Raw genomic sequence first — 12,445 nt, 5'->3', positions numbered from 1 at the left:
CTCAGACCGACGCGGGCGGCTGCGCCCACCCCCGCCGCTCCAGCTCCGCCGTGAAGCGCCCGTACGCGTCGTCGAGCGCCGCACGCTCCGACACCACCGGGTCCACCCGCCGCCCCGACACCGTCATCGCGCGCGCCGCCGGGCCGAGGCCCGGGTGCAGGGTGCCGCAGGAGGCCAGCAGGGCCGCGCCCATCGCGGTCTCCGCGCGCGCCGCCACCCGCAGCGGCCGGTCGAGCACCGTCGCCCTGATCCTGCACCACGTCTCGCTGCGCGCCCCGCCGCCCGCCGCGTACAGCGGGCCCGACACCTCGGCACCGAGCGCGGCGAGCCGGTCGAGCGCGAACCGCTCCAGGAACGCCACCCCTTCAAGCACCCCGCGGTGCCGGTCGGCGTCGTCGGCGGGGGCACCCACCGTGAAGCCGCGCGCCCCTGCGGCCACGAACGGGAACCGCTCGCCCTCGCGGCGCAGCGGATAGCAGAGGTACGAGGCAGGCCCCCGGGCAGCGGCCGCGGCGTCAAGACCCGGCAGCCGCTCGGCGGGCACGTCCGCGAGCGCCTCGCCCCCGGTGCTTGAGGCACCGCCGGGCAGCCACCAGCCGTCCGGGTGCCGATGGCTGTAGAGCGCCCCCGCGGGGTCCCTGACCAGGTCGCGCGCCACCCCCTTGAGGACGTAGGTGGTGCCGAGCACGCCCACGAACTCCCCGGGCTCCACCGCCCCGGTGGCGAGCTGGCCCGCGCAGCCGTCGGTCATGCCGAGCCGCACCGAGCACCCCTCGGGCAGCCCGGTCTCCGCGGCCGCCGCGGCGTCCACCCGGCCCACCTCGGCCCCGGGCGCCCGCACTTCGGGCAGCAGCCGCCCGGGCACCTCAAGCGCCTCGAACGCCTCCGTGGCCCACTCTCCCGCGCGCGGGTCGTAGCCCGTCTTGAGGGTGTGGCTCCAGTCCGCCGCCACCGGGTGCCCGGTCAGCCGCCAGCCGAGCAGTTCCGGGGTGTGCAGCACATACCGGGCCGCCCGGTACTCCCGCAGGCACCACGCGAGCCGTCCGAGCGCCGCCGTCGGCCCCACCGTCAGACCGAGCCCCGCCCAGCGGTCCGCGCCCGCCTCCTGCGCCACGGCGTTCAGCTCCGCGCCGCGCCGGTCGTCGTACATCAGGGCGGGGCCGAGGGGCCGCCCGTGCGCGTCGGCTGGCACCAGGGTGCCCGAGGTCGCGGACACCGCCACCGCCACCACCTCGCGGCCCCCGCCCGGCAGCGCGGAGGTGGCCCTGCGCAGCGCCCGCGCCGCGGTGGGCCACCAGGCCCCGGCGTCCTGCTCGCTGCGCCCGCCGGGACCGCGCTCGGGGCGCGGCAGCGCGGCACCGCCCTTCGCGAGCACCCGCCCCCTGGCGTCCGCGCACACCACGCGCACCGCCGCGGTCGCCACATCCACCCCGGCCACGACCCGGGCCCCGCCACCGTCGCGCATCGTCATGCATGTGAAATTAACACGCGGCGCGTTAACACCGGCGGGGCGCCCGCCCCCGCTACTCGGCCACCCGTACGTCCATGCGCTCGCGCACCGCGCTCACCAGCTCCTCGTCGACCCCGGAGTCCACCACCAGGTGGTCGAACGCGTCGAGCGGCGCAAGACGGTGCAGCGCCGTCCTGGCCAGCTTGGTGCGGTCCATCAGCAGCGCCTTGCGGGTGCCGCACTCCAGCATCGCCCGCTTGACCAGGACCACGTCCTGCTCCTGGTGGTACGTCATCCTGGCGTCCATCGCCGAGGTGGACACCAGCACCAGGTCCACCGAGAGCGCCTGCACCGCCTCCACGCACGGCACCCCGAGGAACGAGTCATGGGTGTGGGAGTACTCGCCGCCGAGCGCGATGAGCCTGATGCCGTCGCGGCCCGCGCAGACGTCCATCACCCGGCGGGCGTTGGTGACGACCGTCAGCGGCGGCTGCTCCACCAGCAGCCTGGCCAGCGCGAGCACCGTCGTGGAGTCGTCGAGCAGCACCGACATGCCCGGCTCCACCAGGTCGAGCGCGGTGTGCGCGACGGCTTCCTTCTCGGCGACGTTCACCCCGAGCCGGTAGTCGAGGTTGCTCTCGAACACCGTCGAGGGCAGCGCGGACACCCCGCCGCGAAACCGTCTGAGCACCCCGAGCCGCGCCAGCTCGTCCAGGTCCCGGTGGACCGTCATCACACTGACCCCGGTCAGCTCGGACAGCTCGGCCACCGTGGACGTGCCCCGGGCCAGCACATGCTCCGTGATCTGCTGGCGGCGGGCGTCCTGGGGCCTGGTCGGGGGCTGCGTCATGCGCTCAGTCTGTCCCATCGCCGTCCGCCCCCTCCGCGCCGGTCGGTACGTTCAGCGAGCGCAGCGCCGTCTCGCCGCCCGCCACGTCGATCTCGGTCACCGCGGCGTTGTCGAGACGGGGCAGCACCCTGCGGTAGCGGCCCACCGGGATGCCGAGCAGGGTGCACAGGCCCATCCGCAGCAGGGTGTTGTGCGCCACCACGAGCACCGTGCCGCCGTCGTGCCGCGCGGCCAGCCCCCGCAGCGCGGCGGCGGCCCGTGCCCCGGCCCGCGACGGCGGCTCGGAGCCCGGGAAGGCGCCCTCCTCCGCGTCGTGCCGGAAGCGCCGTACCGCCTCCGGGTCCTCCGCCGCAAGCTCCGCCGCCGTGCGCCCCTCGCCCCAGCCGAAGTGCACCTCGCGCAGCTCCTCGACCACGTGCGGCGCGAGCCCCAGGCGGCCGGCCGCGGGCGCCGCGGTCTCCCGCGCCCGGCTCAGCGGCGAGCACACCACCGCGTCCACGCCGCGCCGCGCCACCCAGGCGCCCAGCCGCTCGGCCTGCCGCCTGCCGCGCTCGGTCAGCGGCACGTCGCTGCTGCCCGCGTAGCGGTTCTCGGCGTGCCACACGGTCTCGCCGTGCCGCACCAGCAGCAGCCGCGTCGTCATCCCGGTCGCCTCCTCGGCCGCGGCGTGGGGGAGCACAGGGGCCGCCGCGCATTGATTCTTCACGTAAGGACTGTTAAATCTATCAAGCACGGTGATGGCCTGGGCGGCTCCGCCACCGCGGGAGCCCTCCGGCCGCGCACCCACCGCCCTGCCCCGCCGCACCCCGTACGAAGGATCACGCGCCATGCGCATTCTCGCCGCAGGTGACCATTTCGTCCGCCCGGAGCTGATCCGCACGGCGCTCCAGCGGGAGCTGGGTCCCGACGGCTCCGGCGGGCTCGAACGCATCGGGGAACTCGATGTGGTGGGCCTCACGCTGCCCTGGCCGCACGAGCCGTTCGGCCCTGTCGGCGGTGTGCTGGAGGCCAGCGGCACGGAGCAGGAGCTGATCGCCGCGCTGGAGGACGCCGAGGCCGCGGTGACCCAGATGGGCCCCTTCACCGCGAAGGTGTTCGAGGCGAGCCCTGGCCTCCGCCTGGTGTCCGTGGGCCGCGGCGGCCCGGTCAACGTCGACCTGCACGCCGCCACCCGGCACGGCGTCGCCGTCAGCTTCGCCCCGGGGCGCAACGCGTCGGCCGCCGCCGAGTTCGCCGTCGGCCTGATGCTGGCCGCGCTGCGCCGCATCCCCACCGCGGACGCCGAGTTGAAGGCGGGCCGCTGGCGCGGCGACTTCTACGCGTACGACGAGAGCGGCGACGAACTCGACGGCGCCACCGTCGGCCTCGTCGGCTACGGCGCCATCGGCCGCCGCGTCGCCAGGGTGCTGCGGGCCCTCGGCGCACACGTCCTGGTCGCCGACCCGTACACCGACCCCGTGGCGGCGCGCGCGGACGGTGTGGAGCCCGTCGACCTCGACGACCTGATGCGCCGCAGCTCCGTGGTGAGCCTGCACGCCCGGCTCACCGAGGAGACCCGCCACCTCGTCGACGCCCGCCGCCTCGGCCTGCTGCCCGAGGGCGCGGTGCTGGTGAACTCGGCGCGCGGCGACCTCCTCGACCACGCGCCGCTGCCCGCGATGCTGAAGGACGGCAGGCTGCGCGCCCTTGCCCTCGACGTGTACGACGTCGAGCCGCCCCCGGCGGACTGGCCGCTGCACGGCGCCCCGAACGTGGTCACCGCGCCCCACCTCGCGGGCGCCACCCGGCAGACCGCGCACCGCGCCGCCGCCATCACCGCCGCCGAGGTCGGCCGCTTCGTGCGCGGCGAACCCCTGGCGCACCTGGCGAACCCGGAGGTGGGGCGGAAGTGACCGGCACCGCCGCCGTGATCGGGGTGGACGTCGGCACCTCCGTCACCAAGGCGGTCGCCCTCGACGCCGACGGCGCCCCCCTCGCCACCGCCGCCCGCCCGAGCCGTCTGGACAGGCTCCCGGGCGGCCGGGTCGAGCAGGACCCCGACGACGTGGTGCGCAGCGTCGCCGAGGTGGTACGCGAGACCGCCGCGGCGCTGTCCGCGCCGCCCGCCGCGATCGCCCTCACCGGGCAGGGCGACGGCCTGTGGCTGCGGGACGCCGAGGGCCGCCCGGCCCGTCCCGCCATCTCCTGGATGGACGGTCGCGCGTCCGCCACCGTCTCCCGCTGGCTCGCCGACGGCACGGTGCGCGCGGTGTACGGGCACACCGGCTCCGGCATGTTCCCCGGCTGCCACGCCCCCCTGCTCGCCTGGCTCGCCGAGCACGAGCCCGAGACGCTGGCCCGCGCCACCACCGCCGGGTACTGCGTGGACACGGTGGCGCAGTACCTCACGGGCCGGGTCAGCGTGGACGCGTCCGACGCCACCCTGCCCTTCCTCGACCCCCGTACCCGCCGCTACTCGCCCGAGGCGCTTGCCGCCTGTGGCGTCGCCGACCACGCCGGGCTGCTGCCGCCGCCCGCGGAGCCCGGCACCGTGCTCGCGCTGGGCGCCGAGGGCGCCGCCCTCCTCGGCCTGCCCACCGGCACCCCGCTCACCTCGGGCCCGTACGACCTCCCGGCCTGCGCGATCGGCGCCGGGGTGCGCGACGTCGGCGACGGCGTCCTCATCGTCGGTACGACGCTGGCGTCCCAGGTGCTCACCGACACCGTGCACCTGGAGACGGACGCGGAGCCCGCGGGCATGTGGCTGTGCATGCCGCAGCGGGACCGCTGGCTGCGCGCGATGCCCGCGATGGTGGGCACCGCCGCGCTCGAATGGGCCCTCGGCGTCACCGGGGCCACCACCGCGGACCTCGACGCGCTGCTCGCCGAGAGCCCCGCGGGCGCCCGGGGGGTGCGCGCCCTGCCGTTCCTCTCCGACGCGGGCGAACGCGCCCCGTTCGTCGACCCGTCGGCCCGTGGCAGGATCGACGGGCTCACCCTGGAGCACACCCGCACCGACGTGGTCCGCGCGGTCTGCGAGTCCATCGGCTACGCGGCCAGGCACTGCCTGGAGACGGCCGGCCTCACCGGCACGCTGGCCGCCTGCGGCGGCGGGGTGCGCTCCACCACCTGGGCGCAGCTCTTCGCGGACATCCTGGGCCGCCCGGTCCGTATCCCGCGCACCGCGGAGGCCGGTGCGCTCGGCGCCGCGATGGTCTCCCGCCGCGCCCTCGGCCTGCCTCCCGTCCCCGCTCACGCCCCCGACCGCTTCCGGGTGGTCGAGCCGCGCGACGCGACGCGGGACGTGTACGAGGCGGGGTACGAGGCGTACCGCGCGGCGCTGGGGGCGGCGCGGGAGGAGTGGAACGCGTAGCGGCCCCCGCGCGGGGCGGTCAGCCCGTCGCCTTCGGGGCGGCGCTGCCGGTGTAGGAGGGGAGGTCGGCCACCAGCTTGGTGAGTGCCGGGTCGCCCGCGTAGCGCCGTGCGTGCAGGGCGGCTATCTTCCCGGCGATGTCGGGGTCGTCGCTGTCGGTGGTGTCGTAGGAGACGAAGGTTTCCAGCAGCGGAAGACCGATCCGGTCGGTGCGGGCGTGCGAGGGCGCCATCAGGTACTCCCTGTACCCGGCCAGGTCTTCGAGGACGAACACGGCGCCGTACTCGAACTCGCCGCCGACGTCCCTGCCGACGACGTACCGTACGACGGCGTCGATGGACTCGCCCTGGTTGCGCAGGCTGGCCAGGGCCTCGTCGCGCTGCTCGGCGGTGGCGGTCTTCTTGAAGGCGAACCGGTTGTGGTGGTAGATCATGTCTCTCCCCTGACGGTCGAACGGCCGGTGGCCGGGCCGCTGGTGGCCCGGTGTCCGGTGGACGGGTGGTGTTCGCGGGGTTGCGCGGGCGGGCCCGACCAGTAGCCGAGCAGGGCCGAGACCGCCTGGTCCGCGAGGTGCCTGGCGCGGTCGAATCCGATGTCCTCGATCGACCCGATCCCGGCGAGACCGTGCAGCGCCCCCCACAGCAGGTCGCAGGCGTCGTCGAGGGGGACCGCCCCGGCGCCGCTCGCTGCCGCCCACGCGCCGATGACCCGCCGGGTGAAGGCGAGCACGTCGGCGGCGGCCTCGCGGCGGGTGGCGGCGTCGACGTCCGTGTCCTGGCCGCCCGTCACGAGCTGGTACTGACCGGGACGTGTGCGAGCGAACTCCAGGTATGCGGCCGCCGCGAGATGCGGGCCGGACGCCGCCGGTTCACCGGCCACCGCGGTCCGCATCCGGTCCAGCAGGTCGGCGTTGGCACGTCCGAGCAGTTCGCGCAGTACGGCTTCCTTGTTCGGGAAGTGCTGGTAGATGACCGGTGCGCTGTAGCCGATCTCGGCGGCGATGCGCCGGATCGTCACGGCCCGCCAGCCCTCCGCCTCCGCCATCCGGTCGGCGGTCTTCAGGATCTCGGCGAACGTCTGACGGCGCACCTCTTCCCGCTTCCCCATATGAACCCCTAACGGCGTTAGAACACCTAACGCCGTTAGTATTTTCTGTGGGGCCTGGCCTGTCAAGCCCCGGCCGGCCCCGCGACCGGTGCGCGGTGTGCGACGCCCGCGGCGGGCGGCCGGGGTTGACACGCGGAACGACCGCTTTGTACGTTCCCCGTCTTGCCCTTTTCCGGGTGGGGTCGCACGGCTCATGACGCGGCTGGCATCTCCCGAAGCGGTTTCTCCTGTGCGCGCATGGCTTCCCGACACCCGCGGCCACCGGCGCCTGTTCTCCGCGCTGTCCATCGACGCCCTGGGAACGGGCCTCTTCCTCCCGTTCTCCGTCCTCTACTTCACCGCGACCACCGACCTGTCGCTCGCCGCGGTCGGCCTCGCCCTGTCCGTCGCCGCGCTGGTCCGCATCCCTGCGACACCCGGCGCCGGGATGCTTTGCGACCGCTTCGGCGCCCGCAACACGGTGATCCTCTCCAACCTGGTCCAGGCGGCCGGGTTCGCCAACTACCTCCTGGTGGGCTCCTTCGCCCACCTCCTCGTCGCCGCGATCGTCGTACAGGTCGGCAACTCGGCTTTCTGGGTCGCCTATCCGACCCTGGTGCACGACGTCGCCAGGGGCGAGCGCCAGGAGTCGTGGTTCGCTCTCATCACCGCGCTGCGGCACGCGGGCCTCGGCGTGGGCGCGCTCGGCGCGAGCCTCGCCGTGGCGGTCGGCGGGGTGCACGGATACACCGCGATCGTCGCGGTCAACGCCCTGTCGTTCACCGTCGCCGCCACCCTGACCTGGTTCGACAACCCGGCCGCGGGCCGGAGGCGGGTCGCGGCGGCACGGTCCGCGGGGGCACCGTCGGCCGGAGAGCCGCCTGCGGGGCCACCGCCCGTGGGACCACCGCCCGTGACGGAGCCGCCGCTCGGGCAGCCGGGCGCGGGGAAGCCGACCGCAGGGCAGCCGGGCGCGAGTGGCTGGGGGGCGGCGCTCAGCGACCGTCCCTTCCTCGGCTTCGTCGTCCTCAACCTCGGCCTGGCCCTGCTCTCCCTCGCCTTCGCCCTGGCCGTGCCGGTCTTCCTCGTCGACACCGTCCATCTGCCGCCGTGGATTCCCGGCACGGTCCTCGCCGTCAACGCGGGACTCGGCGCGCTGGGCGCCACCCCGGTGGGCGCCGCCATCACGGGCCGCAGGCGCTCGGGCAGCCTGCTGCTCTCCCAGGCCGCCGTCGGCGTCGGCTTCCTCACGGTGCTGTGCTGCGCCTACGTGCCCCGGGCCGCGGGCGTGGGCCTCGCCTTCGGTGCGGTGGTCCTGGTCACCTTCGGCGAACTCATCCAGAACCTCGTCGTGGGCCCCGTCGTCAACGACACGGCCACCGCCGCGAGCCGCGGCCGCTACAACTCCCTCTCCCAGATGGCGTTCAGCATCGGGGACGTCGTCACACCCGCCCTGATGACCGCGCTCCTGGCGCGCGGCCCCGTCGCCACCTGGGCACCGCTCGCGGCCCTCGCCGCGCTGCGCCGCCGCATCAACGACCCGGCGCCTGCCGGGTGGGCGGTCAGCGGTACTTGAACTCCTCGATGGCGTCGCGGACCGCCTCCTGCATGGCGGGGCTCCCGGTGTGTCCCGAGTCCTCGAAGATCAGGAGCCGGGCGCCCGGCCATGCCTTCGCCAGCTCCCACGCCGTCTGCACGGGGCTGCCCGCGTCATGGCGGCCGTGCACCAGGACGGCCGGTATGCCGGCCAGTCTGTGGGCGCCGCGCAGGAGTTGGTCCTCTTCGAGCCAGGCGCCGTGGCCGAAGACGTGGGCGCAGATCCGTACGAACGCGATCTGCGCGTCGGTGTCGCGGTCGCTGTACATGCCCGTGGACACATGGGGCTCGTCGGTGATGACCGCGTCCTCCCAGGCGAGCCAGTCGGCGGCGGCCCGCTCCCGGACGGCCCGGTCGGGGCTCGCCGTCAGCCGCGCGTACGCCGCGAGCAGATCGCCGTCCCGCTCCTCCTCGGGCACACCGTCGCGGAACCGGTCCCACGCCTCGGGCCTGAAGCGGCCCGCGCCCCGGTAGAGCCAGTCGATCTCGGTCCTGCGGGACGTGGTCACCGCCGCGATCACGGCCTCGGTGACCCGCCCGGGGTGCTGCTCGGCGTAGGCGATGCCGAGCGTCGAGCCCCAGGAGGCCCCGTTCAGCAGCCACTTCTCGATGCCGAGGTGTTCACGCAGCCGCTCGATGTCGTCGATCAGGTGCTGGGTGGTGATCAGGCTCATGTCGGTGGCCGGTTCGGCGGCGTGCGGGGTGCTGCGGCCGCAGCCGCGCTGGTCGTAGCGGACGACCCGGTAGGCCGCGGGGTCCCACGCCCGCGTCGGCCGCCGTGTGGCGCCCCCGCCGGGCCCGCCGTGCACCTGGAGCGCGGGTTTGCCCTCGGGGTTGCCGAGCTGCTCGTAGTAGATCCGGTTCCCGTCGCCGGTGTCGAGGTATCCGGAGTCGTAGGGGCTGGTCGGAGGGTAGAGGTCAACCATGACCCGCGATCCTACGGGCGCGCGGACGGACGGCGGCGCCGCTGCCCCCCGGCACCCCGTACCGGCACCGCCCCCTCGGCGGACGGTGGTCCCCCCGGAGAAGACGAGCCAATAAATTACGAATTAATGTTGACGGTCGTGGTGTGGTCCCGCAGGCTGGCCCCGTAACGAGAGACATGGGGCGGCAGAGACCGGAGCGGTGGACGTGACGCAGCACGAGCAGGGGCAGCCGGGTGACGAGGCGGAGCCGGGCAGGTGGGTGGTGCGCACCGAGCGCACCGTGTACGTGGTGGCCCTCGCGCCGGACGGCCGCTGGCCGGAACTGGCCGTGTGGGGGCCCGCCGGGGTGGAGACCGGGCCCCCGCCGCTCGACTGGTCGCGCCGCACCCACTTCATCACGTCCGCCGACGCCGCGCCCGCCGAGTACATCCCGCACGGCCTGCGCCCCTTCACCGGGGCCGATCTCGTCGCCGGGCGGCCGGGCGAGGAGCGCGGTGTCTGGTGGGAGTTCGACGGGGCCGAGCAGGGCCCGGGGGAGCGCACCCTGCTGCTCTCCTTCGCCGACCGGCAGCTCGGGCTCAAGGTCGAGCTGCGTTACGAGGCCGTACCCGGCAGCGACGTCATCCGCCGCAGGGCCGAGCTGACCTGCACGGGAAACGACGAACTGCGCCTCGAACGCCTCGACTCCGGCGCGGTCAACGTCCCCGTCACCGAGGCCGCGCGCCTCAGCCATCTCGCCGGGCAGTGGTCGCAGGAGTTCCAGCTCCAGCAACTCGACCTGGCACGCGGGCGGTTCGAGATCGGCAGCACCCAGGGGGTGCCGGGGCACGCGTACGCGCCCTGGCTCGCCGTCCAGGACGCCGCCCTGCCCCCCGAGGGCGACACCCCCACCTACGGCATCGCCCTCGAATGGCCCGGGAACTGGCACATCACCGCGGAGGCCGAGCCCGGCGGCGCGCTGCGGGTGCGGGCAGGCCGGGTCCCGCACGAGGGGGCGGTGCGCCTCGCGCCCGGGGAGAGCCTGACCACACCCTGGCTGGCCTGCGCCTTCAGCCCCGAGGGCCTTGCCGGGCTCGCACGGGTCTGGCACCGGTACGAGCGCGGCCTCGCGGGGGACCGGCTGCACCGCACCCGGCGGGTGCTCTACAATTCCTGGGAGGCCACCGGCTTCGACGTCCGGGCCGATGCGCAGCTCGAACTGGCCCGCGCCGCCAAGGAGATGGGCGTCGAGCTGTTCGTCGTCGACGACGGCTGGTTCGCGGGCAGGGACGGTGACACCGCCGGGCTCGGGGACTGGGAACCCGAAGCGGCCTCCTTCCCCGGCGGCTTCGACCGCTTCGTCGGCCAAGTCAGAGAACTCGGCCTCGACTTCGGGCTGTGGATCGAGCCCGAGGCGGTCAACCCCGGCTCCGGGCTGCACACCGCCCACCCCGAGTGGGTCTACCGGATCGACGGCCGCCCCGCCACCCTCGTGCGCAACCAGCTCCTCCTCGACCTCGGCCGCGCCGACGTCCAGGACTTCGTGCTCGCCACCCTCGACCGGCTGCTCGGCGCGTACGACATCACGTATCTGAAGTGGGACATGAACCGGCCGCCGACCGAGCGCGGCAGGCCGGGCGGCGGACCCGTGGAGCGCCAGGACCTCGACGCCGCCCATGTCGCCGGCTACCTCCGCGTCCTCGACCACCTGCGCGCCCGGCACCCGCACGTCACCGTCGAGGGCTGCGCGGGCGGCGGCGGGCGCATCGAGGGCGCCACCATCGCCCGCACCGACGTGGTGTGGCCGAGCGACAACACCGCGCCGCTCGACCGGCTCGCCATCCAGTACGGGTATCTGCACGCGCACGCCCCGCACACCATGAGTTCCTGGGTCACCGACTCGCCCGGCGTCTTCGACCCGCGCCCGCGCAGCCTCGCCTTCCGCTTCGTGACCGCGATCGCGGGCGTCCTCGGCATCGGCGGCGACATCCGCCGGTGGGGCGCCGGGGAGCGCGCCGAGGCCGCCGAGTGGATCGGCCGGTACAAGGAGGTGCGGGACACCGTCCACCACGGGGAGGCGCGGCTGCTCGGCACACCGCGGGACGCCACCTGCGGGGTGCAGTACGTGGCGGACGGCGGGGCGCGCATCGCCGTCACCGCCTGGAACACCGGGCGGCTCGACGGGGCCCCGCTGGTGCCGGGGCGCCCGGCGCGGCTGCGGCTCGCCGGCGCCCTCGGCGACCCCGCCACCCGCTACCGCGACATCCGCACCGGCACCGTCTACAGCGCCGCCCATCTCCGCCACGCCGGGCTCCCGTTCGCCTGGAGCGCCACATACGACGCCGACCTGGTGGTGCTCGACCGGTGCTGAACCCGGCAGGCGGCGCTGGGGCGTCGGCGCCGCGCCTCGTCACCGACCCCGCGCACGGCGGGCGTTGGACCTCGCTGGTGTCCGGGGGCCGCGAGTGGCTGTGGCGGCGCGCGGACCCGGCGCGTGAACGGGTCGTCCCCGGGGACGCCTTCGTGGACGCGGGCGGCGTCGAGGAGTGCGTGCCGACGGTGCGGGGCGTGCCCGACCACGGGGACGCGTGGTCGCGGCCGTGGGAGCGGCGCGCGGGTGCGGAGTCCGTGGAGTGCCCTGGCTTCCGGCTCGCCCGCCGCGTCGAGACCGCGCCCACCGCCACCACGGTCCACTACCGGCTGACCGCACGGCCCGGGTTCCGCTTCGTATGGGCGGCGCACGCCCTGCTCGACCTGTCGGATGAGGCAGGCGCGGAGCTGCCGGCCGGCGCCCCGCTGCGTTTCTACCCCGACGCCACCGACCGCTGGGAGCAGGCGAGTTGGCCGTCCGCCGGGGGAGCGCGGCTCGACCGCTTCGGGCCCGCGGACGGCACCGCGGTCGGTGCGGTGGCCGCCGCCCCCGAGGTGACCGTACGCGACGGGCGCGACAGCCTCCGCATGCGGCTCGACACGTACGCCGACACCATCCCCGTGAGCATCGCCGTCTGGCGGAATCTGGGCGGCTTCCCCGAGGGCGCCCCGTACCGCTCCATCGGTGTGGAGCCCATGCTCGGGCGCTCCTTCGCGCTCGCGGGCGCGAAGGACGCGGATGTGGCGCGGGTGCCGCCCTCCGGCGAGATCCGCTGGCGGCTCACCCTGACGGCCTTTCACCTGTAGCACCCATGGGAAGGGCCCAGGACCCGCCG

Annotated in this window: 11 protein-coding genes; 5 read left to right on the top strand and 6 right to left on the bottom strand. The window is 75.2% G+C overall.

Annotated features, from left to right (window positions below):
- Position 1: 1 nt before the first annotated feature.
- From ACIBIW_RS22890 to ACIBIW_RS22880, 3 genes are read right to left on the bottom strand one after another with little or no spacing between them, the layout of a single operon-like run.
- Complete coding sequence (locus ACIBIW_RS22890) at positions 2-1,471, bottom strand: FGGY-family carbohydrate kinase (RefSeq protein WP_399338819.1); 1,470 nt, start codon at positions 1,469-1,471, stop codon at positions 2-4.
- A 52-nt stretch (positions 1,472-1,523) separates the two neighbouring features.
- Positions 1,524-2,300: a DeoR/GlpR family DNA-binding transcription regulator gene (locus tag ACIBIW_RS22885; RefSeq protein ID WP_399338818.1), complete on the bottom strand. Its 777-nt coding sequence runs from the start codon at positions 2,298-2,300 to the stop codon at positions 1,524-1,526.
- A 4-nt stretch (positions 2,301-2,304) separates the two neighbouring features.
- Positions 2,305-2,943 (bottom strand): histidine phosphatase family protein, encoded by a 639-nt coding sequence (locus ACIBIW_RS22880; RefSeq protein WP_399338887.1) that lies wholly within the window; start codon positions 2,941-2,943, stop codon positions 2,305-2,307.
- A 184-nt stretch (positions 2,944-3,127) separates the two neighbouring features.
- On the opposite strand from ACIBIW_RS22880, the gene ACIBIW_RS22875 reads away from it, so the two are divergent.
- Positions 3,128-4,192: a 2-hydroxyacid dehydrogenase gene (locus tag ACIBIW_RS22875; RefSeq protein WP_399338817.1), complete on the top strand. Its 1,065-nt coding sequence runs from the start codon at positions 3,128-3,130 to the stop codon at positions 4,190-4,192.
- Entirely contained in the window at positions 4,189-5,652 is a 1,464-nt protein-coding gene (locus tag ACIBIW_RS22870) for an FGGY family carbohydrate kinase (RefSeq protein WP_399338816.1), read from the top strand. Before ACIBIW_RS22875 ends, ACIBIW_RS22870 begins: the two co-directional genes overlap by 4 nt.
- Before the next feature lie 19 nt (positions 5,653-5,671).
- Here ACIBIW_RS22870 and ACIBIW_RS22865 read toward each other — a convergent pair whose 3' ends face one another.
- Complete coding sequence (locus ACIBIW_RS22865) at positions 5,672-6,085, bottom strand: Dabb family protein (RefSeq protein ID WP_399338815.1); 414 nt, start codon at positions 6,083-6,085, stop codon at positions 5,672-5,674.
- Entirely contained in the window at positions 6,082-6,759 is a 678-nt protein-coding gene (locus tag ACIBIW_RS22860; RefSeq protein ID WP_399338813.1) for a TetR/AcrR family transcriptional regulator, read from the bottom strand. Before ACIBIW_RS22860 ends, ACIBIW_RS22865 begins: the two co-directional genes overlap by 4 nt.
- A 229-nt stretch (positions 6,760-6,988) precedes the next feature.
- Between ACIBIW_RS22860 and ACIBIW_RS22855 the strand changes: the two genes are divergently transcribed.
- Positions 6,989-8,314: an MFS transporter gene (locus ACIBIW_RS22855; protein WP_399338812.1), complete on the top strand. Its 1,326-nt coding sequence runs from the start codon at positions 6,989-6,991 to the stop codon at positions 8,312-8,314.
- Here the strand turns inward: ACIBIW_RS22855 and pip are convergent.
- Entirely contained in the window at positions 8,301-9,260 is a 960-nt protein-coding gene (gene pip, locus ACIBIW_RS22850; protein ID WP_399338811.1) for a prolyl aminopeptidase, read from the bottom strand. The genes ACIBIW_RS22855 and pip overlap by 14 nt on opposite strands.
- 205 nt (positions 9,261-9,465) lie before the next feature.
- Here pip and ACIBIW_RS22845 point away from each other — a divergent pair, with 205 nt between their 5' ends.
- On the top strand, positions 9,466-11,610 hold the full coding sequence (locus tag ACIBIW_RS22845; protein ID WP_399338810.1) for an alpha-galactosidase: 2,145 nt from the start codon (positions 9,466-9,468) through the stop codon (positions 11,608-11,610).
- A complete protein-coding gene (locus ACIBIW_RS22840; protein WP_399338809.1) occupies positions 11,604-12,416 on the top strand; it encodes a hypothetical protein in 813 nt (270 codons plus the stop codon). The genes ACIBIW_RS22845 and ACIBIW_RS22840 overlap by 7 nt, the downstream gene beginning before the upstream one ends.
- The last annotated feature ends 29 nt before the right edge of the window (positions 12,417-12,445 follow it).

Source organism: Streptomyces sp. NPDC050560 (genome assembly GCF_044457285.1).
In the GTDB taxonomy this organism is placed as follows: domain Bacteria; phylum Actinomycetota; class Actinomycetes; order Streptomycetales; family Streptomycetaceae; genus Streptomyces.
The sequence above is the reverse complement of the archived record's forward strand: the minus strand, read 5'-3'. Positions and strand labels throughout refer to the sequence as shown.